We start from the raw sequence: 20,304 nt of genomic DNA on the forward strand, positions 1-20,304 counted from the left end.
GGAGGTAATTTTTTTGGGAAAGAAGAAACACCGGTCGGGTATCAAAAGAGACAATTATCAATATACAGTTAACGTTGACGGTGCATGTGCCGGTAATCCCGGGCTTATGGGCATAGGCGGGGTTATTGTCAAAAGCGGCGAAACGATACATAGTTTCTCCGAAGCCAAAGGTTTCGGCACAAACAACGAAGCTGAATACCTTGCCGTCATAACCGCTTTGGAATACATGATTCCGCTATGTCCCGAATCGGTTATAATAATATCCGACTCGCAACTGGTGGTTAACCAGATAAACGGCATATACGGCATCAACTACCCACACCTGGCAAAGCTTTTTAACAGGGTCCAAACCCTTATTAAGCAGATCGGTTGTCCTGTTGATATTGTATGGGCTTCCAGGGAGGACAACAAAGAGGCTGATGCTCTTGCCAGTGCGGCAGCCGGTATGCCAATGGCTCCTATTTCGGATAACGGCAGTATTAACCTTTGGATACCCGATCCCGACTATCGGCCTGATGCGAACAAACTGACCGAACTGCCCGAACTTAACTGGGAATGCGAAAGAGGTATAAGAGATATTGTACGTATGGGCGGTAAGGCAAAATTCGGAGAGTATGCAGCATTGAGGACAGGCGGGTTTGACGGATACAGCAAAATCGATACGGAACTGCTAAAATACTACATATCTGTCCGGTTTGGGCAAGATGCGGTAGACTGGCTTGTCGATGCGGTCGGCGAGGAGACCGAATATGCCCGGAAGGTTTTCCGCTGGGCGGCAAGAGGGCTTCCCCCTGATATGGCTCTTAAGAAGGTATCGGTAGATACCGAGATAACAGCTAATGCTGTCAATAAAAGGAGAGTAGTGTCATATGACTGATATTGAAACTAATGCTCTTTTGCTTTTGCAAGAAGCTGATAGAAGTATAGCGGTCGCTTCGGCTCTGATCCTCAATGAAAGATGTGCTGATATAGTGGTTGATTTATGCAATCATGCCGTCAGATGCAGTAAAGCGGCCTATAACATATATACCGGCTTGCAACTCGAACAAAAAGAGTCGGAGACCGGACCTGAAGAAGCATTTGAAAATGCCAAAACAGCATTTTATGCCGCTGTTAAGGCGATGGGGGAAAGCAATGTTTGATCACCTTGACGAGTTCAAAAATGAGCTGCTGCGGCAGGAGAAATCACTTCATACCGTGCGGGCTTATGTATCCGACGTAACCGAGTTCATTAAGTGGCTTACGGATATGCTGGGAACAGAATATTCACCTGATAAGATAACCAGTGTAGATATACAGGAGTTTCGCAGTTATCTGCATAATATCAGGCAAAACAAGCCGACCAGCGTAAACAGGAAGCTAACTGCATTAGAACAGTATTGTTCTGTCTTGGAATCTATGGGCATAATTAAAAATAATCCGGCAATCGGTGTAAAAAAGATGCGGTATCAGAAACAATCGCAGGTTGAGGCATTGGACAATAAAGACCTTTATAAGCTCAAAAGAATGTTTTATATGGAAGCCAATAAACGGGATATAGCCATATTTGAGCTTATGATAAATACCGGCTTGCGGGAAGCTGAGGTATGTAACCTGCAATTGAGCGATGTAATCGTGAGCGACCGGAAAGGCACAGTAATCGTAAGATCGGGTAAAGGCGAGAAATACCGTGAGGTACCGCTTAATATTGATGCCCGTAAAGCTATCACAGCCTATCTTGAAGTACGGCCGGACCGCGGCAATTACCTGTTTGTCAGCAATAAGTCAGATAGGTTGTCGGAAAGCCAATTGTACAGGATAATACGTAAATATGCCGATATGGCAGATGTGAATGTTTATCCGCATAAGCTCAGGCATACCTTTGCAACTAAACTGCTGCGTGACGGTGGTGTAGACCTGGTAACCGTTAAGGAACTGCTGGGCCATACAAGTATAAACACAACGGCAATTTATACAAAAGCCAATAAACAGGATATGGAAAAAGCTGTTGAAAAACTTGAAACATAGAAGCAAACACTTTTCATTTTGCTAATAAGGCTAATAAGAAGGAGACTTTGTTATGAGGATAGCTAACTTAACCGAAACCGTGCAGGAGTTTGTACGGCAGCTCCCGGAAGGCGTCATACATATAAAGGACAGAGGCCACTATAATTCATGGATAGAAAAACACATTATGCCGGACGATAACACGTATGTTATAGTGCGAGTATCGTATTTTGAAAACGGCGGCGTATACAAGTACCCGGCTGATGCTATAACTATAGGCGAAAGAAACGGCTCAGTGTATGTTGAGGCCGATCCCGATACCGCTACAGTGCTGGTAGACCCGGAGAACTATCTTGTGACTATGGATGACGGTAGCCGCGGTATACCGCTTCGGAACTGTAAAGCATATTATGATGCCATAGATGCCACAGGATATGTCAGTGAAGATGACTGGCATACGATTGATAATTTTTACCACATTGCTTGGTGAAAAAAGCCGCCGTATTAGACAATGTTAATCCTAATACGACGGCTTTTTCAGTTATGCCTTAATTATTATCATTTCTTATTGTTTCTATAGACATGAATATTCTCCTTCCCGTTTTAAACATAAAATAGTTCAAAAATTGGTATCATGCTTCCGTAGCCATCTCGGGTACAACTGCCGTTACACGGGTTAATATCTCATCTACCGCTTTTTGTATCCTGTCTGCTGAGGCCTTAATCATCTTAATAGCGTTTTCTTTGCCCCAACTGGAAAGATACCAAAAAGAGTAGCCTGAAGTATCCAAGCCTAATGCACTGCATACCGCATATGCAACTGATTCGGCTTCGAGTTCTCCTTGTTTTCTGCTTATGTTCGGTACTTGGCTAGCGTGCAGAATACCATGCGCCCATTCATGGATAAGAGTTTTAGCTTTCTGTGCTTCTTCCAAACCTTGAAGTATTTTAATTTCCTTGCTAACCGGGTTAAAAGTACCATTGGCACCGCTTAGATCAGCTGTTTCACGAACCATATATGGGCAAGCATAAAGCAATCGCTCATATAAGCCGCTGTCACCTGAAAGCTTTTGTATCGGCAATTCGGGCAATGGGTTTCCGTCGGTTTGGCTGACATCAAATACATAAACGATGCGGAAACCGGTTATTATGCGTTCTTTTTGATTTTCAATGCCGTTGTCAGCCGGAGTATTGTTCATGGGACCCACAGACAATACTGTGGAATATGTCTTTATATCACGGACATTGACTTTGGCATCAGCTTTTGCTTTTTTTATCATCGGCGCTAAAATAGCTATGCCTTTCTCTCCTTTTTTGACGTATCTGCCCTGTGCTTTCCAAGCGTTGTACCCTGCTACCATTGTGGCATCAGGTTTTTGTGCCAGGATGAGCATAATATTTCCATAGCTGTAGTTTGGCAACCGGGACATAAGAGCTATATACTGTTTCCAACGTTCATCATCCAAACATGCTTCTATGCCCTGTTCTATTTTTTGCAACGCCTCTGCTATGTTTTCTTTTGACATTTTGTATTCTCCTTTCTTTTTTGAAAAATAAGAAAACGACCGGTTTTTGGTCGTTTTCTTATAAAAATCTAAGATGTTACTTTTTTGATGGCCTGCATAACGTCAAACGGTGTTGGTATGTGGTTCCATGATGTGCCGTTGGTATGATCCGGAAATGTTGGATCATATAAGCACACTGCCTGCCAAATCGTTGTACCGTCTCCTGCTATTATGATACGGGCTATATCGTCCCAAGTATCAGGACTAGGTTCAGCAAAGAAACGGCCTATCTTTTTTCGGCACTCTGACGATATTGGCTCGTTATATATGTTACGGCAGCTACCTAGCATTGCGCATCGCCTCGAATTCTTCACGGCGGATAAACTTGCAGAAATCAAAAGAAACACCTAAAGCATTACCTATGGCATCTATTCTTTCTTTGAGCCATTCCATGTCTTCTTCCGTTGAATATCCGAAAGGTGCAAGCGCTTGGCTTATCGGCTCAAAGCTTGAAAAATACCGGATATCACTTAATCCCTGCAAGGCTTTGGCTAACGGAGTATCGGCCTCACCGTCCAATATTATTTGGAGCACATACCTTTCATTGAAAAATTTGCCTTCGATGTCGGTATTGATGCAGCAGCTTCGGTCATCGCTTTCTGCTTCAAGTACATACTTAAGGCCATACAGCTCGGCTATAAGGTCATACAACTCAAACATTGGTCTGCCATAATCCTCTGTAATAAGATACAGACCATGTTCATTAATTTCAATATCGTCTATCTCGTTCCGGCAAATTTTCCCCGTATCTATGCCTTTGTATGCAAAGAAATCGGCCAGCGAACATTCGTCAACCGGCCTTGCTTCCAACATACTGCAAAGGTCTTCACGCAAGCGTACTATATTGTCGCGTTCGCCATAATACTGAATATTGTTAATATACCAGTTCATTTTGTTTCTCCTTTCTTTTTTAGCAAGAGGCCCAACCAAAAAATACATACTCAAACCTCCTGTTCTAACTTAACAAGCAAGTTGTTTATAACCTCTTGCTTGTTAAATAATAGAGCGTATCTGCTGGCAGGCATATAAGCGAATTTTAATTCGCTATTATACGCAAACAGGTCGGCCTCTGTGCCTCTTGCCGATGCAACCACAACCGCCTGTTCAGTCCTGTAGAACAGCTGGTGCCGAGTCCATTCCTCTATGACAGCGTCAGACGCGAATAGAGGATTGACGTTCGATACCTTGTCGATCACGCCGAACCTGTTGCGCTGGAAGTACGTGCCTTTGTACTGCTCGATATTGAGCATCATCAGATGCTCTGTGATAACCGAGCAGTCCTCCAGCTGCGGCTTGATTATATGAGCGACAAACCGCTCATAATTCAATCCGCATCCAAGCTCATGGTTGAATACATATACTTGGAGGGTATGAAGTGTCAGATTGCTGTCGTAATAAGCAATCTGCACTTTCTTGTTTCTATCTTCTATATCGGTAGTATAGCTATACAGGCTGTTCAGCCTGTATACCAGGTCCGACGCCTTACGCTCGAAGTACAGCGCGACTATCGAGCCGTACTGTACTACAACTACAAACGGCTTGACGCTCCAGGCGCCGCCGAATGTGTCGCTGTCGATCCAGTGCTTCTGGAGCCACTCGCTGTTGGCTATAGGCGCTAATGCCCACACAGTGGCGTCCTTCACTGGTATCGGCTCCCCAGGGTTGGTGCAATATTTTGCATCAACCCTGTAGCGTCCCAACTCCAATATATTTGCGTCACGGGCTATACGCCCGTTGCGGGATAATCCCGAACGGGAAACGTAGCCTTCGGTTCCTCCGTACATCTCATGAATCTTCGCATACTGATTGCCATAGCAGTATGCGGCCTGATTCTCTACGTCCAATATTACGCTGGCATCTCCGCCAGCAACAAATAAATCCATCATTTTCGTTTCTCCTTTCTTTTTTAGCAAGAGGCAGCATTATTGCTGCCTCTTTTTTTTATTCTACTATAAATTTATCCGGCTGCTGTTCTACTTCAATACCCGACACAACTTCGCCGGTATCGCGGTAAACAGCCTTCTCTCCAGCAATAGCAAGCTGCTCTTTGATACTTGCCCAGTCCGGCTCTTCTTTAGTTCTAATATAAGTCGGCTGGTTATTACGCAGCCACTGCAGTAGTGTTTCGTTATCGCGTCTGAACACCGGCTGCTGTTTTTTGACCTTATGCTTGGTTTTTTGGCGTTCTCCTTCAATCCAGCGCTGAACCTCGGCTATCTTCTCAGCTGCCAGCCGTTCTTTGCGTTCCAGATCGGCTCTAGCTGCTTTGATTTTGGCTATAGCCCAATCAGCAGTCAGATCGTTGGTGATACGCCATTCCTCATTACCCTCAGTTTCATCGTCCGGAAACAGCAGTGTTTCCGAGGTTAATGTATCCTGACTCATATCTCCTCAACCTCCCGTATCCCTACCTTGTTGTAGGGTACTTTATCGGACGATGATGGGCCGCGTAAGGCCCAATACATACCGACCAGCATCTGTTGGTCAATGGTTGCGGCGTTGTCATATAACCTGGCAAGAATATCGTCAGCACGTTGAGAGTTAATCACTACCGTCCTGACGTCTATCTCGTCCGGTGTATCCTCCAGCGCTTCGTAGAACTTTTTGATATCCTCTAAGTTCCTGATTTCGATATCGGGGAATTTTATCAACCTCATTTTTTATTTCTCCTTTCTTTTTTTGACAAAAAGAAGCCTAAATACAAGTTAGTATTTAGGCTTCTTTCTCCTTGTTTTTTGCTGGTTTGTATCAAAAGTGATAATCCAGTATGCCACCAATATAATATGGCACACCTTCTATTAACTCTCGTACAAAATCATCAAACGTACGCCAATATTCTTCGTACACATAAAACCCGTATTTATGATTAATGAGCTTACTGATTTCATAGGTCGACAGGCCGGTGATGAAATTTTCGAGAGTTAATTCTTCCACAATTTTTTTCAATTTTTCAAACCTAGGCTTAAAGTAAAATACCTTAAAGCCCGGCAGAAAAATTATACTTTGACCGTCATACTTGATATAATCAGATGGTAAACTGTCAATAAACCATCTTATATATTCCTGGCGGTCAACTTCGTCAGAGACATAATCGGCAACACTGCCGACGAAGCTGCCTTCTTCAAAGTCGTACTCGCTGATAAATTCATTTTCCGATATAGGTGTTTCCCCCAGCTGAACGATCAAGCTATGCATAGTATTTATTCTCCTTTCTTTTTTTTAGCGCTTAATACGTTGTTATATTGCCATACTGCGCTCGTATTCTTCTCTGCTGTCGGCTATGACCTCGTCAACCGTTTGGACAGCCTCGTCAAGAGTCATGCTGTTGCGTGTTAAGTCCCCGCGTGTACAGCATTCTATTTCTTCCCCGGATTCCGTATAGATATGAACCCGATGGCCTCCAAACCACACAAACACAAGGCCTAATTCTTCATTATATTTTGCATACCCTCCATCGGTAAAATAATCAAGCATTTTGTATTCTCCTTTCTTTTTTGTTGGGAGCAGTATAATCCCGCTCCCGTTGCTAATTTTCAGTTGGCTGTGTCGGCTGTTATGACATAATCCGGCACCTCTCGTTTTGGATCAGTGCCGTCTTTTAACCTGGGACATAACCCCAGACCTCCTATTGATTTCGGATGCCGGCGGTATGCATCACGGTGGATGCATTTTTCTTTGTCCGGGCAATCCGGACAATAACACCTGTCTACCTTCATGATTATTCTCCTTTCTTTTTAGATGACAAATTTCAGTTGGTAATTGCCGTATTTTCTGGCAATCCAATGCAGAATGTCATTGCGGGTTATGATTCCGCCTTCCTCAGGCAGAACAGCGATATATTCCTGTTTGAAGTCCTGATGCAGAAAATCTGCAACTTCTGCATCGACAAACATTAAGAGGATGTTTAACGACAAATCGGCCGGACCACTGCCATTGTACCCCCACTCGTAACCTGTCGTGCTGTGGCGTACCTGTCGATGCGGCACGTTAGTTGCCGGTCTGCCGTCAATGCGTTTCAACACAATATCGCCGTTACCTATATTTTTTAAGTAGATATCGGCGAATTTCTCCTGCCTGACTTCGGTTTCCTGCCGTTTCAAGTACCGGCTATAACAGACAGGACCCATGCCCCTTTTTGCCGATGACGGATTTGTAAGCTTACGCCCACATACAACACAGTTAGCCATTTTCATCTCTCCTTTCTGATTGTTAGACACAAAAGGGCAGTTAAAAACACTTAAACTGCGCCTTAACTGCCCTTTTGGTCTTGATTCTCCTTAAGCTACTTCAATCCCTTTAACTTTTATTCGTCCTTTGCCTTTCTCTATAAACTCGTGACCGTTTATAGAACGGCAAAGGAATTCTATTTCCTCGCCTATATACCCGTCTATTTCAGCAATAAACAGGTGGTCCGGCGGGAAAATAACCGACTCACCGGTATCCAGTACAACGGCTAATAGTGGACTGCCGTTTTTGCGCTGGACGTTTTTCATGTCAACCGGAGTACCTTTGACCCAGTGCGGGCCGATGATGTTCTGCGTTGGAGCTGCAGCTTGCGGTACCCGCTCTTGTGCCATTTCTGCGGCAGTGTGCGGCGGTTTTTCTTCCGGTACAGGCTTGCCCGGTTTAGGCGGTCTTGGCGGTTTATCATCGGGCTCATTGCCGGCTGACATAACCTCATCGGCACTGGCAACGCCCGTACCGATAAGGCCATACCCCAGGAAGCCCAGAGCGCGGCCTACAGCACTTGTTTCAGCGTTTTCAATGGGATTGGTTTTATCAACCCCACTATTTGCGCCGATTTTCGCTGTTGCTGTAGCTGAGCCTAACAGCTCCGACTGAACCGTTGCCCTCACAAAGCCGTTCAGCACTTCAGTATTAATATTAAGCGCTTTTTCGGCTTTACGGTGTTCATCGCGGGCCCAACGTATACGGCCATCAACGGTCATGTAAGGCAATGAGATAGTTACATATACGGACCCATCTTGAGCCTGCCACATGCCGATTGCCTTACCATCCGGTGATACCTGATATCCCCCTGCTGACTTACCCAGCTTTACGCTTTGTTTAAGCAAAACAATAAAACTGTGATATTCAGCAGGTATACATTGGTACGCCTGTCTTACCTTTTCCTCCGCAGCTGCTTTTTCCGCAGCCGCTTTTTCTACCCAAAAATCAGACATAAGCATTCTCCTTCCTATTTTCTTCCCAATCTTTCAGCCCTGCCTGCGCCCAAATAAGTTCCTGTAGCTGGCTGATGCGCCATAAGATATACTTTCCATACGGGCTGCCATCCGGATATACGTCGCAATAGACGTTATAAACGTTGGCAACAGCCTGTAAAAGCTTAGCTTCCGGTGCAGGAGTAGAGATTCTTACTTCTTCCTGTTGTAACATTTTTTATTTCTCCTTTCTTTTTGGGAAAAAATAAAAAACGGTCTAAAAGCTTTCTTTTTTGCTTTTAGACCGTTTTCTTCTTGCTTTTTTTGGTGGAGCTGCGGGGAATCGAACCCCGGTTCCGGGTTGTGCACATCGGCTTTTCACCCGGTCGAAACCTTCCAGCCCCTAAACAAAAAAGGCAGCACAAACACACCTTTGGCTTGTACTGCCTTTTAGTCTCAAATCCAACTTATACTTTTACCGGCAGAAACATCCGGTTTTAACATAACGCCCCTGTTCCTCACATGGCGTTATTTGCTGCCATCCGTATGATACGGACCCGCATTAGGTTGCGGCGTTGGACAGCTCGGGTATACAAAACTAATTTAGCTTTGTCCCCCTCACTCTTATTTTACAGCTATATTATACCACATATTTTTGATTATACAACTGCTTTTTTTGATAAAAATTATGGACTGATGTGTACGCCCCGTGTCATATGCAGATGCCACATCCTGCGTGTATGTTGTGCTGTCATATAAAAGCTGTATAGTGAACGGTTTGCTCTGAACTACACACGCTTTCTTCTGTTTCAGCAATATCCTTACCCTGTCATGCCGTTTTGTCGGCATGAGCGGTTGTCCGTTACTCTATATAACGTATACCATCTTTCCACCTTTCTCAAGGTAAATACTCAACCATACAGGTTGGTAGGTCACCCCGGCTTGATACAGCCCATCAGCGTCCGGGACTGGGAGTGGCATCCCGGAGTGCGTAGCCGTATCAGCCAGCCTGTTCAACTACCGCATCCTAAGATGCAACATAGCAACCACGCGGCTGTATGCTCCTCAATTTATTGAGGAGTAGTTGATTCCCAGACCCAGCGAAGGTGCCAATTACCGTCGGCAGAACGGTTTACCCATGCTTGGCTGGGATAAATCTCAAACTCTTTGCCCTGCCGGCCGGCAAGAACAAGATATCTTTTCTCATCTTCGGCAAGCACATCAAGCACAAACCAGCCGTCAACAACAGCTAATCCGCGACGGTATACGCGAGCTAACCAAACAGGCGGAATAGTAACAGTAATAATTGTTTTTTTCTGTGTTACGGCCATACCGCATATGTCCGGCTTACCAATACGGATCCGGTCAGTGTTGCCAGGCCATTCTTGACGTTTGTATGCACACTTTCCCAGTGTTGCATATGCCAGTGTTGTTGCCTTTTCTACAGTACGCGCAAATATCGGCGTATCGAGCGGATCACAATTGTATTTATTCCTCAATCGTTGCCTCCACTTTTTCATTCTTTTGTCAAACGCCGGGCGTAGCGCAGGCGGCAGTGGTGCCCGGTCTTTTTGTTTCCACGCCTCAAGTATTGCAAGGCAGCGTGGAAGCTCACCGCCAAGGGCTCCAAGAACACGCTCGGTTATCAGATCAGGATGGTCGTGCAGCACTAACGCCCCGCTTTCTGTCAGGGTTATGGTATGCATGTGCCCGCTGCACCGTACCCGGCATCGTACTTCTTCCATTGTTTTTACTCCCCTTCCTTTTTAACTGTTACTATGCTATTTCCCCTCGAAACCCAGCGAAGGTGCCAATCACCGTCGGCAGAACGGGTAATAACGGCTGGCCATAAGTTAACTTCAAACCCACGGCCTTGTCGTCCTGCTAAGACGGTAAACCCCTTCTCATCTTCGGTAAGCACATCAAGCACAAACCAGCCGTCAACAACAGCTAACCCGCGACGGTGTACGCGGGTAAACCACGAAATGGGAACAGTAGCGCTGACGTATGAATTTGTGCCTGTCCACTTGCCATTTTCACTCCGTACCTGTTCGGAACCGCCACATATATGCGGTTCCCCGACCCGGGCACAGGCAATGTGGTTACCCCCTGCCCAGCGGCTTTGAGACCGCCGATATGCGCATTTTTGCAGTAGATCCTCTGCTATCTTTTTAACCCGTTCTTCCGCACGTGTGCGGAATGAAACAGACAAAGGATCTATAAATGTGTTCCTCATCACCCGTTCTCTTGTCTTTTTCTGTGCTTCGTTAAGCGCCGGGTGTAGTACAGGCGGCAGTGGTGCCCGGTCTTTTTGTTTCCACGCCTCAAGTATTGCAAGGCAGCGTGGAAGCTTACCGCCAAGGGCTACAAGAGCACGCTCGGTTATCAGATCGGGATGGTCGTGCAGCATTAACGCCCCGCTTTCTGTCAATGTTACAGTATGCATGTGCCCGCTGCACCGTACCCGGCATCGCACTTCTTCCATCTTTCATTTCTCCTTTCTTTTTTTAGAGAAATAAAAAGGCAGCACAAACACAACTGGCTTGTACTGCCTTTTAGTCTCAAGCTCACCTTTAATTTTTACCGCCGCAATATAGGCATATTCACACCTTTGCTGACAATTAGGCTATTTTAATAGTCTTTGCCCAGGCCGGTGCTTCTTGGTCGCTCATCATGCCAACTATTACTTTGGCTTTTTGTGGCGGTATGCCGGGCCATGGTGTATAGCCGTCAGTAAGTACTATTACAACCTGCGGTCGCGGTTTAAGCTTTAATGCCGCTTCTATTCCGCTGCCCATATTTGTACCGCCTCCGCCTACCAAGTTCACCTGCTTTACGTTAAATACTTTTTTGCACGTGTGAACACTGGCATCTGTGGCTAGTACAGTGACTCCACGGGACCCGCAGCTTTTGAGTACTCCTGATACCTCGGCTAACGCTTTGGTTAGCATATCGTTTGATATACTGCCCGATGTATCCACCACTATAGCCACCTCGGGTATTGGTTGGCATAGCGACGGGAGTATTATTTTGTTATCACGAAACTGCCCTTGCCGCCTGTTTGGCCTGTTGTAACTGTAGTCTACAGTACCGCTTACCTGTGCTACAGCGTTTCGTACAACAGATGCCATCTCACGCCTCCAGTCTACCTTAGGCTGTAGTTTGGCATTTGCCCAGCGTACCAAGTGCGCCGGTATGTTGCCACAACTTTTTGATGCATGGATTATTTGCACAGCGGTATCCCGGCGTATAAGCTCCGCTTCGGCTTGATTTATACCATTGCTCGAGTCAGGAGGATCGTCTTCCCATGACTCCTGCTGACCTGTTGCGCATGAACCGCATCGGCCGGCACAAGGCGCCGGTGTTTGCATTCCGGTCTTGTTCTCATCAGCCGGGTTGTCGCACACACCAGCTCGCAGCAATGAGATATGTTCCGCCTTAGCTTCTAAAGCAGCGTAATATTCTTCTGCCAACAGGTTGTCAGGCTGTCTGATACTGGCCGGCGTAACCGGATTCTCAGGCAGTTTCACACCTTCATGAATCAAATCGTCGTTTATTTCCGCATCTGTCGCGATATTTGCGATAGTGTGATCGAGATTTTTCATTCGTGAAGCATGATCCCTGATTAGATGGCAGATCTCGTGGTAGAGCACACCGGACATTTCTTCTGCTGTCCAGCGCTCAACTACCACCGGATCGTAATACAGCCGCCAGTACTGGTCTACTGCCATGGTTTCCAATCCCGGTTTCTCGACCGGATGAAGCGCCAATGCAGCGGATGCCAGGTATGGACGCTCTTTTACTAACCGCAGGCGAGCAGCCTGCAGGTCTTCCGGCATAGGCATTACATCAAACCTCCCTTCTTAAGTAGCGGGATAAATTCCCGTACCTCTTTTTGCGGTAACGGGAAGTTCGACTTCCGTGCTTCTACTAAGACTTTTGCAGCAGCTGCTGCAATATCTTTTGCGCCCTGTTCAGCGGCTTGGGCTAGTATCTGCCATGCTGCTATCCACCGCTTTTCAGTCAATTTATTGACTGCCGCCACTACAACAGCGGTTAATACGGCGAATGCCTGGTCACCACGGAGCGGTACCTGAAATTGATCGTGATGTTCCAGCAGATACTCCGGGTCGGGCAAATCCAACGCTTTCTTCCACGAAAGAAATTCGAGCGCGGGACCTGTACCGACACAGCCGGACAGGAGTGTTGCTTCTGCTTCTTCGCCTACATCAACGCTTTCTGCTGCTGCCAGTAGGCGTGCAGCCATGTCCCAACTCCGAGGGCTGGGCCAAGCTTTGCCGACCAGACTATCCTCATTAGGCATTTGAAGCAGCAGATGTGGCCTGTGCCGGATAAAAGCCGCTATCGCAGCTTTTGCCTGCGGTATTTTATCCTGCCAGTCCTCTGGCAGTTCCGGCATAGGTTTATTTTTAAACCCGCTTACCATGCCGTTCACCCATTCGGTAGGATTTAATTCCCAATCCAAATGACAGAATCGGTTAGCAAGCGGTGCAGATAATTCCCATCCGCCTGCAGCCTGCTCTGGCGGATTGGCTGCTGCTACTATGGCCACTTCGGCCGGTAGCGGTTGATCGCCCACCACTTTATCTAACACTACTCTCAGCAGAGCGGCCTGAACGGCTGGCGGCGCAGTTGATATTTCGTCCAAAAACAAGATGCCCTTGCCTGCTTGAGCTAGGCGTTTGGCCCAGGCAGGAGGTTCTAGATGCACCCCGTCATCTCTAATAACCGGGAGCCCGGAAAAATCACTCGGTTCCCTTATAGACGCTATAACGACTTCAACGGGCAGACCCATTTGATCCCCCATCGCCTGTATAGCGGACGTCTTGCCCGTTCCTGGGGCTCCCCATAAAAGAACGGGTACTTTCGTTTGGATGGCTATTGCCATCGCTAATACTTCTTCCATTGTTTTAATTCTCCTTTCTTTTTTAACAATCATACATGACACCATGGCTATTGGTCTTAACCCAATAGCCGCTATTGCTGCGGCCTTCCAGTTCTATTGGCCGCCGTATGTTTGTAGTTGCTTCTTTATATGCCCGGCGAGTGGCTTTTCTCATTAGCCTCTTCGTACGGGCATAATTTTTTTGAGACAAATGAGAGTTGTGCTTAAATCTTGCCAGTTTCATTTTTTCTCCTTTCTTTTTTGAAAAAATAAAAAACGGTCTAAAAGCTTTCTTTTTTGCTTTTAGACCGTTTTCTTCTTGCTTTTTTTGGTGGAGCTGCGGGGAATCGAACCCCGGTTCCGGGTTGTGCACATCGGCCTTTTCACCCGGATGAAGCCTTTCAGCCCCTAAACATAAAAAGGCAGCACAAACACACTGGCTTGTACTGCCTCTTTAGACCTATTCCTTCTTCATCTTCACCGGCAGAATGTCCGGCATTAACATAACACCCCTGCTCCTCGCATGGCGTTATTTGCTGCCACCCACAGTAGTGGACCCGCATTAGGTTGCGGCGTTGGACAGCTCGGGCTTCCAAAGCTGATTCAGCTTTGTTATCCCACACAATACTTTACACTTGTAGTATATCACGCTTTCTGAATTTTGCAATTGTTTTTTTAAATGAATTATAACACGACATAGCTTGAATAGTACTAAAGTATTTTAGTATAATGTTACTAGAGTACTTCAGTATTTTAAGCCTAAAGTATAAAAGGAGCATAGTACTATGCTATTTATTGGTAAAGAACATAGGAGGTTTTTTAATAAAAAAGTTCCGTCTTTAGACTTTAACACCATATTCAGGAAACCAGCGCAAACACGTGCTTTTTTGTTCCAAAAATACTTTTAAAAACTTACTGGATCAACCGCAAAAGGTATCTGTGCGATCGTCAACGAAATTTTGAGCCACTCGCTAATGAAATTTTGAGCCACCTTCGCTAACGAATTCGTGAGCCACGCGCTAGCGAAATTTTGAGCCACCTTTGCAGGATTTAAAAGCAAATCTTGCAAAATAGCTCATTTTGCTTCTCTTTTTCAGCCCGAGGCAGGCTAACCAATCGAGTTCTACGATTTCATCGGGGGAGCCGGTCAGGTAAAAAGCGGGAGGGATAAATTCCCCAAGGCCTAACCCGCCAAGTCTTTATGCTCACGCTTTTTACCGGCGCTTGACAAGACCGGGTCCCAAAGGGATATAATATTTTAGGCGAGGGTTGGGCTGTTTGGATTTTTGCTTCCCTTCCGTTGCCCTCGGTATTTTTTGCCTATCCATTTGGGTGGTCTTGTCAAGAGAGACCGGCGACTCCCGAGTGCTAGACTCTGACTCTATCCTCGCTGGGCTGCTGCTTGCTGCTTGAACCGGTATGATGTACCGTTCATATTGAGTATGTGAGCCCTAAAGGTTAAGCGGTCTACCAGCGCTGCTGTCAGTACGGTATCTTGAAAAAATTCTACCCAACGGGAGAACTCTAAGTTAGTGGTTATCATTACGCTGGCTCTCTCTGAGCGTTCGGATAAAACCTGAAACAAAAGCTCCGAATGGTGCTTATTGAAGCTCAGGTAGGAAAGCTCGTCAAGTATGAGAAGATCAATTTTAGACAGTTGCTTCTCTATCTTGCTCAAGCGATGGTACTCCTGAGCTTCGGCCAGCTCGTTAGCCAACTGGGCCGCTGTGTAAAATCTCACCTTGTATCCGGCTTTGCATATTCTCATGCCTAAGCCGATGGCCAAGTGGGTTTTGCCGGTACCCGGGTTGCCTATCATGATGACATTCTCCCGATTTGCTACAAAATCACCTGTAGCCAGCTGCCAGACCAGTGCTTCTTCGACATGCTCCAACGCTTTGAAATCAAACTCATCCAGCGATTTAGCGAGTGGAAAGCCTGCTGCTTTAATCCTGCGCTTTAGCTGATTTTCCTGTCGTGTAGCCACCTCGTTGGCCAATAACTCGCATAAGAAATCCTCATAGCCCATGCCGTCCTCTGTGGCGTGACGCATAATCGGTTCGTATTTGGCTATGGTAGGCAGGCGAAGCTGCTTGGCATATAGGCGTATAAGTTCCTTTTTGGGATTTATCTCACTCATGGTTCTTATCACCTCCTGCCAAGAGCACGTCATAAGCGTTTAACGATACCTCTTTAACCGATACATCATTCGGAAAGGGTATAACATTATCCACGGCACCATTATCGTCGCTATCGGTTAATCTGCTCCTTAAAAGCTCAATGGTAGGCGATGATATATCCAATGCTTTGATCTCTTTTAGTATGCGTTCTGTGCCATAGTCTACCACCAGCCTGAGCAGTTTCACCATATCGCGGTTACCTGCCGGCAATCTTTGTCCCCATCGCAGTATTTCCTGAGGTATATTGGCTTGCTTAACTGGTTTAGCATTCAACACCGCTCTGGGACGCTTCTCCAAAAGGTCAATGTAATGGCTCAACTGATACTGAACAGTATTTGCCGTATAGCTCCTAGGATAGGCAGCCACATCCTCATTATGATAATATATCCTGACCGTTGTGCCGTATCCTTTGACGGTAACATTCTTGCCCACCAAATGAAGAGGGACCGAATACTGGCTGCCGTCAAAACGCACTATGCCAAATTCATTTACACCGGCAGTAACCTGAATGGCAGTATCAAAGGGATATAAGGGCAACGGTATCAAGCTGGCTCGTTCGGTCTCATAGCCTTTACCCACTGTTTGGGAACGGCCCCTTATGGTATGCGAGCGGTACTTTATGCATCTATCCAGTATTATCTGATTTAGCTCTTCTATGCTATCGACGTGCACAAGAGGTACCAGTACATTGCGACGTATATATCCTACCAGGCCTTCTACCAGTCCTTTTTCATGCCCCTCTGCCAGGTTGCAGTACTCAGTTGCAAAGGCATAATGGGCCTTCAATGCCATAAAGCGCTGCTGTTCTTTAACTACATGGGTACCCCAGCCTTCTTTTACAGCAAGCCGGGAATTGTCGAATATCTCCTTTCTTGCTACGCCGCCGAAGTATTCAAAACCGGCTCTATGGCCTTCCAGGAAAGATTCTTCATTTTCCCTGGTAAAAGCCATGACAAAGATATCGCAGCTAAAGCACAAGCGCATACAGAACAAATGTACGGTTTGTTTTACGCCTTTTATATATACCTTAGCCGCTCCCCAATCCACTTGGACCGCTTCACCGGGCTCAAAGGATAAAGGGATATAGGCGTTATTGACGTTTTGCCGCAGTTGCTGGACGTACTGCCTTACAGTGGACTCTCCGCCCATAAACCCTTTTTCCTCTACCAAACGGTCATAAATCCTTTTTGCCGTATGCTGCTGCTTTTTGACGTTCTCTTGTTTATCCTGTTCCAAGCAGGAGTGGATAAACTCGATTACTTCCGTGGTTAGTACCGGGGCAATCCTTCCTTGGTAAGGTTTGCGTTGCCCTGGCATACATGCACCTTGGCAATACTTTTTGACAGTATTGCGTGAGATACCCAAACGCCTGGCAATCTCCCTTTGCGAGCAATGCTCTACAGCATAAAGCTGACGAATTTCTTGATATAGATCCACTTCAATTGTCACACTCCTTAGCCTCCTGTATCATAAGTTTTTCATGTCTATAATACAGGATTTCTAGTCTTTAGTGGATCAAAAATTCGTTAGCGTTTGACCTGTTTTTGGCTCACTTTTATTATAGCGTTTATAGTATCTGGATGATGCAACATGCTAAGGCTTTGAGTAAGGTTCGTCCGGCAAAGAGGGGCAGGCTGACAGATATCTACTCATGTGCTAAGTCAGGAACCCCATAATTCGTTAACTCCCCTGTGTGTATTAAATTAAACTTTTAGGGTGTGTAAATAATCTTGTGTATGGGGGCTTTTAGCCCCTTTCCGGTAACAGGTCAGTTGTTACGTTTCTGTAGCAACCGAATACTTTTTTTGTAATTACTGCCAACTCCCCTTCACACTTTTCGTTTACCACTTTGAATATCTCTTGATAGGTGTGCATTATACTTTTTCTCTTTTAAATTTTTAAAAATATTGGCTCGTATTTGCCACCTATAGTTCTAAACCCATCACATCCTATCTTTTCCCGAAATTCAATATTATGAAAAATTCTATTGTCAGAGTCCTTAAAATTCATATCTAAACACTCAAAAGGAATTAATACTTTAATTAGCCTTTTATTACCTAACTCAACAAATTGCCAACTACACTGCTGTAAATTAACAAATTGTACTTGCAAACTTTCATCTTTCGTAATGGTAATGGTCCTACTAGGTATAGCATTATCAAGATTATTATCTATAAATAAAACAAAAAGATAATAATTGCCTAATTGTTCGTAAATATTATTGTCAATGATTACATTAAGATATAAACTTGTATTATCACATGTAAACATATATTCAATATCCCATTGCAAAGATTCTATAAAAAAATGTCTATATGTTTTGACATTAGTCAACGTTGCAAAGGACTCTTTTTCTACTTTATCATGATTATCATAATTCCTTGCATTATAAATCTTCAATTTGGTGAGCTTTACGAACTCTCGTTTTCTTTCTTTATCATTAAAAAGTCTGAAAACAAAATCACTTTCCCATGCATTTATACTTCCATCACTATTTCCATTAAAATAGTATGTAACTTTATTGGGGTTAAAAGACTCAATAATTTCATTCGATATTACTTTACCAACCATTCCTGTCATACATTTTAAAACATAATAAATTTTATGGGCAATTTCATATTTATTAGATAATGAATTAATTTCAGTCCAATTTAAAAAATCGCCATGCTTTGAGATAAACATACATGTATCGAGTATATCTCGTAAATTCGTTTCATGATTAACTCCCCATTCTGTTTCAAAATTTGTAAAGAAATTCGAGCACAGATGGAGGAATGTATAAGTTAAATTTAATGTTTTTATATCAATCCCATTAATACTAATACTTTGTACATTTTCAAGAAAATCACCTATATGCTTTAAAGGTATAGCAGATGAGGCTCTCTTTATTTCAACAAAGATGTAAATATTATCACCGATATCTTTAATACATTGAAATTCATGGAAATCCGATCCATATTTAAAAATTGGTTTATCTACTGTATTATATCGATTCGTATTTTTATCAAAGCTTATTTTCTGTAAATATCCAATACTATTTAACAAGTAGTACATTTTCTCCATATCGGCTTCTTTTACTAAGAGGTCTATATCCACAAACTGTCTGATATATATGTCATTGTATATAATCTCGGCTAAAGCGGGACCTTTCAACAAAATAACCTCAATGTTGTTTTGTTCTGCAAGCTTGAGAATCCTATCTAATTCAAGCATTCTAATATTAATTTTTTTAACAATATCATAATATTTTTGATCATAAAAAGCTTGGTACTTAATAGGTATATATTTGCTAATAGCTTTATAAACAATTGGGAACACTTTATGCCGGAGTGAAATTTGCAACAAATATTCCCAGTCTAGTGCTTTTATTATTGTGTTATCTAACTCTAAATCTTTTTGCTCTAAAATACTTTTAGTAATTTTAATCAGTATTTCTTGCTCACGTTTCATGTCTATCATTGATTATCTCCCCCTCTATTTCCAACTGTTGTGTACATCTTAATTAGGATATCTTCGATTTTTGGGTCTTTAATCGAAAAATCTATAATATCATATATACCCATAAGCATTCGAATTACTTGAGCTGCTGTATACTGCTTTTTGTTAAATGAAGCATATTTTTTGCTATTTTCACCATCAGACAACTTTATACCCTCAACTTCGAGAATATCCTTATCATCGCTTCCATACTTTTGTCCATAACTAAACTCTATAATGCTTTCTTCTGAAAAGTTGGTTTTAAACTCCTCTACTTTTCCGTCATACAGGATTTTTCCTTTATCAATGAGTATAAGTCTGTCACATATTTGTTCGATATCATCCATATCATGAGTTGTCAGAATTACTGTTGTCTGCCGCTCTTTGTTTATTTGTCTTATAAACTCTCTTATACGTTTTTTAGTGAGCACATCCAGTCCTATTGTAGGTTCATCCAGATACAAGATATCCGGATTATGTAGAAGCGCGATTGAAAATTCTGCTCTCATTTTTTGGCCAAGTGACAATTGCCTAATAGGACGGTTTATGAACTCTCCCATGTCTAAAATATCCGTATAAAAATCAACATTTTGTTTAAAGATTTTATCATCAATTTTGTACATCTTTTTATAAAGATCAAATGTATCTATCATGGGCAAGTCCCAATATAGCTGGCTACGTTGACCAAACACCACACCAATATGCATAGCATTTTCTTTTCTATTTTTTTGAGGAACGATTCCCCTAACCAAAACTTCTCCAGATGTAGGGTAAAGAATTCCGGTCAATATTTTGATAGTCGTGGATTTTCCGGCCCCGTTTGGCCCTATGTACCCTACAAGCTCGCCTTTAGCTACTGAAAACGATACATCCTCAACAGCTCTTTTTATTTCAAATTCACGGTGAAAAAGAGATTTAACAGTATCAAAAAAACCAGAGTTTCTTTTATAAACTTTAAATTCTTTATACAAATTCTTTACTTCAATAATAGCCATCTTTGTTCCTTCCTATCTCAATATTTTGATTTA

26 protein-coding genes and 2 other RNA genes are annotated in these 20,304 nt (G+C 43.9%); 4 read left to right on the forward strand and 24 right to left on the reverse strand.

Annotated features, from left to right (window positions below; translation table 11 throughout):
* The first annotated feature begins 13 nt into the window (after positions 1 to 13).
* Genes MAHAU_RS15155 through MAHAU_RS12350 form a run of 4 tightly spaced genes read left to right on the forward strand, consistent with a single transcriptional unit; the run spans position 14 to position 2,476 of the window.
* Positions 14 to 877 (forward strand): ribonuclease HI family protein, encoded by an 864-nt coding sequence (locus tag MAHAU_RS15155; RefSeq protein ID WP_013782059.1) that lies wholly within the window; start codon positions 14 to 16, stop codon positions 875 to 877.
* The gene (locus MAHAU_RS15785) at positions 870 to 1,142 is read left to right on the forward strand and encodes a hypothetical protein (protein WP_013782060.1); all 273 of its coding nucleotides are present in this window, start codon (positions 870 to 872) and stop codon (positions 1,140 to 1,142) included. The genes MAHAU_RS15155 and MAHAU_RS15785 overlap by 8 nt, the downstream gene beginning before the upstream one ends.
* Complete coding sequence (locus MAHAU_RS12345) at positions 1,135 to 2,007, forward strand: tyrosine-type recombinase/integrase (RefSeq protein ID WP_013782061.1); 873 nt, start codon at positions 1,135 to 1,137, stop codon at positions 2,005 to 2,007. Before MAHAU_RS15785 ends, MAHAU_RS12345 begins: the two co-directional genes overlap by 8 nt.
* A gap of 52 nt (positions 2,008 to 2,059) precedes the next feature.
* Complete coding sequence (locus MAHAU_RS12350; RefSeq protein ID WP_013782062.1) at positions 2,060 to 2,476, forward strand: hypothetical protein; 417 nt, start codon at positions 2,060 to 2,062, stop codon at positions 2,474 to 2,476.
* Positions 2,477 to 2,618: 142 nt separating this feature from the next.
* Here the strand turns inward: MAHAU_RS12350 and MAHAU_RS12355 are convergent, their stop codons facing one another.
* From MAHAU_RS12355 to MAHAU_RS12460, 24 genes are all read right to left on the reverse strand, one after another.
* Positions 2,619 to 3,512 (reverse strand): ArdC family protein, encoded by an 894-nt coding sequence (locus tag MAHAU_RS12355; protein WP_013782063.1) that lies wholly within the window; start codon positions 3,510 to 3,512, stop codon positions 2,619 to 2,621.
* Between the two features lie 68 nt (positions 3,513 to 3,580).
* Positions 3,581 to 3,841, reverse strand: coding sequence for a hypothetical protein (locus MAHAU_RS12360; protein ID WP_013782064.1), 261 nt, complete (start codon positions 3,839 to 3,841; stop codon positions 3,581 to 3,583).
* Entirely contained in the window at positions 3,831 to 4,490 is a 660-nt protein-coding gene (locus MAHAU_RS12365) for a hypothetical protein (protein WP_013782065.1), read from the reverse strand. Before MAHAU_RS12365 ends, MAHAU_RS12360 begins: the two co-directional genes overlap by 11 nt.
* A gap of 2 nt (positions 4,491 to 4,492) precedes the next feature.
* Positions 4,493 to 5,437 (reverse strand): hypothetical protein, encoded by a 945-nt coding sequence (locus MAHAU_RS12370; protein WP_013782066.1) that lies wholly within the window; start codon positions 5,435 to 5,437, stop codon positions 4,493 to 4,495.
* Between the two features lie 55 nt (positions 5,438 to 5,492).
* Positions 5,493 to 5,936, reverse strand: coding sequence for a host-nuclease inhibitor Gam family protein (locus tag MAHAU_RS12375; protein ID WP_013782067.1), 444 nt, complete (start codon positions 5,934 to 5,936; stop codon positions 5,493 to 5,495).
* The gene (locus MAHAU_RS12380; protein WP_013782068.1) at positions 5,933 to 6,208 is read right to left on the reverse strand and encodes a hypothetical protein; all 276 of its coding nucleotides are present in this window, start codon (positions 6,206 to 6,208) and stop codon (positions 5,933 to 5,935) included. The genes MAHAU_RS12375 and MAHAU_RS12380 overlap by 4 nt, the downstream gene beginning before the upstream one ends.
* Before the next feature lie 91 nt (positions 6,209 to 6,299).
* Entirely contained in the window at positions 6,300 to 6,746 is a 447-nt protein-coding gene (locus MAHAU_RS12385) for a hypothetical protein (protein WP_013782069.1), read from the reverse strand.
* 42 nt (positions 6,747 to 6,788) lie between these two features.
* Positions 6,789 to 7,025: a hypothetical protein gene (locus MAHAU_RS12390; protein ID WP_013782070.1), complete on the reverse strand. Its 237-nt coding sequence runs from the start codon at positions 7,023 to 7,025 to the stop codon at positions 6,789 to 6,791.
* A gap of 59 nt (positions 7,026 to 7,084) precedes the next feature.
* Positions 7,085 to 7,267: a hypothetical protein gene (locus tag MAHAU_RS12395; protein WP_013782071.1), complete on the reverse strand. Its 183-nt coding sequence runs from the start codon at positions 7,265 to 7,267 to the stop codon at positions 7,085 to 7,087.
* A gap of 18 nt (positions 7,268 to 7,285) precedes the next feature.
* A complete protein-coding gene (locus tag MAHAU_RS12400) occupies positions 7,286 to 7,738 on the reverse strand; it encodes a DUF6166 domain-containing protein (RefSeq protein ID WP_013782072.1) in 453 nt (150 codons plus the stop codon).
* 90 nt (positions 7,739 to 7,828) lie between these two features.
* Positions 7,829 to 8,734, reverse strand: coding sequence for a hypothetical protein (locus tag MAHAU_RS15160; protein ID WP_013782073.1), 906 nt, complete (start codon positions 8,732 to 8,734; stop codon positions 7,829 to 7,831).
* Positions 8,727 to 8,948, reverse strand: coding sequence for a hypothetical protein (locus tag MAHAU_RS12410; protein WP_013782074.1), 222 nt, complete (start codon positions 8,946 to 8,948; stop codon positions 8,727 to 8,729). The genes MAHAU_RS15160 and MAHAU_RS12410 overlap by 8 nt, the downstream gene beginning before the upstream one ends.
* A 90-nt stretch (positions 8,949 to 9,038) precedes the next feature.
* Positions 9,039 to 9,117: a transfer-messenger RNA gene (gene ssrA / locus MAHAU_RS15415) on the reverse strand.
* Between the two features lie 220 nt (positions 9,118 to 9,337).
* Positions 9,338 to 9,562, reverse strand: a complete 225-nt coding sequence (locus MAHAU_RS16170) for an RRXRR domain-containing protein (RefSeq protein ID WP_041644138.1) — start codon at positions 9,560 to 9,562, stop codon at positions 9,338 to 9,340.
* Between the two features lie 221 nt (positions 9,563 to 9,783).
* Entirely contained in the window at positions 9,784 to 10,458 is a 675-nt protein-coding gene (locus MAHAU_RS12420) for a hypothetical protein (protein ID WP_013782075.1), read from the reverse strand.
* Positions 10,459 to 10,463: 5 nt separating this feature from the next.
* Complete coding sequence (locus MAHAU_RS12425; RefSeq protein ID WP_013782076.1) at positions 10,464 to 11,198, reverse strand: hypothetical protein; 735 nt, start codon at positions 11,196 to 11,198, stop codon at positions 10,464 to 10,466.
* 136 nt (positions 11,199 to 11,334) lie between these two features.
* Positions 11,335 to 12,558, reverse strand: coding sequence for a vWA domain-containing protein (locus MAHAU_RS12430; RefSeq protein ID WP_013782077.1), 1,224 nt, complete (start codon positions 12,556 to 12,558; stop codon positions 11,335 to 11,337).
* A complete protein-coding gene (locus MAHAU_RS12435) occupies positions 12,558 to 13,640 on the reverse strand; it encodes an AAA family ATPase (protein WP_013782078.1) in 1,083 nt (360 codons plus the stop codon). Before MAHAU_RS12435 ends, MAHAU_RS12430 begins: the two co-directional genes overlap by 1 nt.
* A gap of 22 nt (positions 13,641 to 13,662) precedes the next feature.
* Positions 13,663 to 13,794, reverse strand: coding sequence for a hypothetical protein (locus tag MAHAU_RS16050; protein ID WP_281004385.1), 132 nt, complete (start codon positions 13,792 to 13,794; stop codon positions 13,663 to 13,665).
* 154 nt (positions 13,795 to 13,948) lie between these two features.
* Positions 13,949 to 14,028, reverse strand: a transfer-messenger RNA (tmRNA) gene (ssrA, locus tag MAHAU_RS15425).
* 972 nt (positions 14,029 to 15,000) lie between these two features.
* On the reverse strand, positions 15,001 to 15,759 hold the full coding sequence (gene istB, locus MAHAU_RS12445) for an IS21-like element helper ATPase IstB (RefSeq protein WP_013780107.1): 759 nt from the start codon (positions 15,757 to 15,759) through the stop codon (positions 15,001 to 15,003).
* Positions 15,752 to 17,248, reverse strand: coding sequence for an IS21 family transposase (gene istA / locus MAHAU_RS12450; protein WP_013780108.1), 1,497 nt, complete (start codon positions 17,246 to 17,248; stop codon positions 15,752 to 15,754). Before istA ends, istB begins: the two co-directional genes overlap by 8 nt.
* Positions 17,249 to 17,689: 441 nt before the next feature.
* Complete coding sequence (locus tag MAHAU_RS12455; RefSeq protein ID WP_013782082.1) at positions 17,690 to 19,258, reverse strand: nucleotidyltransferase domain-containing protein; 1,569 nt, start codon at positions 19,256 to 19,258, stop codon at positions 17,690 to 17,692.
* Positions 19,255 to 20,271, reverse strand: a complete 1,017-nt coding sequence (locus tag MAHAU_RS12460; RefSeq protein WP_013782083.1) for an ABC transporter ATP-binding protein — start codon at positions 20,269 to 20,271, stop codon at positions 19,255 to 19,257. Before MAHAU_RS12460 ends, MAHAU_RS12455 begins: the two co-directional genes overlap by 4 nt.
* Positions 20,272 to 20,304 lie beyond the last annotated feature (33 nt).

The organism is Mahella australiensis 50-1 BON (assembly GCF_000213255.1).
Taxonomy (GTDB): Bacteria; Bacillota; Clostridia; order Mahellales; family Mahellaceae; genus Mahella; species Mahella australiensis.

Coding starts and splice junctions, on each gene's coding strand:
- MAHAU_RS12435 (WP_013782078.1), bottom strand. CDS start 13,640: ATGGAAGAAGTATTAGCGATGGCAATAGCCATCCAAACGAAAGTACCC.
- MAHAU_RS12410 (WP_013782074.1), bottom strand. CDS start 8,948: ATGTTACAACAGGAAGAAGTAAGAATCTCTACTCCTGCACCGGAAGCT.
- MAHAU_RS12350 (WP_013782062.1), top strand. CDS start 2,060: ATGAGGATAGCTAACTTAACCGAAACCGTGCAGGAGTTTGTACGGCAG.
- MAHAU_RS16170 (WP_041644138.1), bottom strand. CDS start 9,562: ATGCCGACAAAACGGCATGACAGGGTAAGGATATTGCTGAAACAGAAG.
- MAHAU_RS12395 (WP_013782071.1), bottom strand. CDS start 7,267: ATGAAGGTAGACAGGTGTTATTGTCCGGATTGCCCGGACAAAGAAAAA.
- MAHAU_RS12355 (WP_013782063.1), bottom strand. CDS start 3,512: ATGTCAAAAGAAAACATAGCAGAGGCGTTGCAAAAAATAGAACAGGGC.
- MAHAU_RS12370 (WP_013782066.1), bottom strand. CDS start 5,437: ATGATGGATTTATTTGTTGCTGGCGGAGATGCCAGCGTAATATTGGAC.
- MAHAU_RS12365 (WP_013782065.1), bottom strand. CDS start 4,490: ATGTATTTTTTGGTTGGGCCTCTTGCTAAAAAAGAAAGGAGAAACAAA.
- istB (WP_013780107.1), bottom strand. CDS start 15,759: ATGAGTGAGATAAATCCCAAAAAGGAACTTATACGCCTATATGCCAAG.
- MAHAU_RS12375 (WP_013782067.1), bottom strand. CDS start 5,936: ATGAGTCAGGATACATTAACCTCGGAAACACTGCTGTTTCCGGACGAT.
- MAHAU_RS15785 (WP_013782060.1), top strand. CDS start 870: ATGACTGATATTGAAACTAATGCTCTTTTGCTTTTGCAAGAAGCTGAT.
- MAHAU_RS16050 (WP_281004385.1), bottom strand. CDS start 13,794: ATGAGAAAAGCCACTCGCCGGGCATATAAAGAAGCAACTACAAACATA.
- MAHAU_RS12455 (WP_013782082.1), bottom strand. CDS start 19,258: ATGATAGACATGAAACGTGAGCAAGAAATACTGATTAAAATTACTAAA.
- MAHAU_RS12380 (WP_013782068.1), bottom strand. CDS start 6,208: ATGAGGTTGATAAAATTCCCCGATATCGAAATCAGGAACTTAGAGGAT.
- MAHAU_RS12460 (WP_013782083.1), bottom strand. CDS start 20,271: ATGGCTATTATTGAAGTAAAGAATTTGTATAAAGAATTTAAAGTTTAT.
- MAHAU_RS12400 (WP_013782072.1), bottom strand. CDS start 7,738: ATGGCTAACTGTGTTGTATGTGGGCGTAAGCTTACAAATCCGTCATCG.
- MAHAU_RS15160 (WP_013782073.1), bottom strand. CDS start 8,734: ATGTCTGATTTTTGGGTAGAAAAAGCGGCTGCGGAAAAAGCAGCTGCG.
- MAHAU_RS12360 (WP_013782064.1), bottom strand. CDS start 3,841: ATGCTAGGTAGCTGCCGTAACATATATAACGAGCCAATATCGTCAGAG.
- MAHAU_RS12345 (WP_013782061.1), top strand. CDS start 1,135: ATGTTTGATCACCTTGACGAGTTCAAAAATGAGCTGCTGCGGCAGGAG.
- MAHAU_RS12385 (WP_013782069.1), bottom strand. CDS start 6,746: ATGCATAGCTTGATCGTTCAGCTGGGGGAAACACCTATATCGGAAAAT.
- MAHAU_RS12420 (WP_013782075.1), bottom strand. CDS start 10,458: ATGGAAGAAGTACGATGCCGGGTACGGTGCAGCGGGCACATGCATACC.
- MAHAU_RS12425 (WP_013782076.1), bottom strand. CDS start 11,198: ATGGAAGAAGTGCGATGCCGGGTACGGTGCAGCGGGCACATGCATACT.
- MAHAU_RS12430 (WP_013782077.1), bottom strand. CDS start 12,558: ATGCCTATGCCGGAAGACCTGCAGGCTGCTCGCCTGCGGTTAGTAAAA.
- MAHAU_RS12390 (WP_013782070.1), bottom strand. CDS start 7,025: ATGCTTGATTATTTTACCGATGGAGGGTATGCAAAATATAATGAAGAA.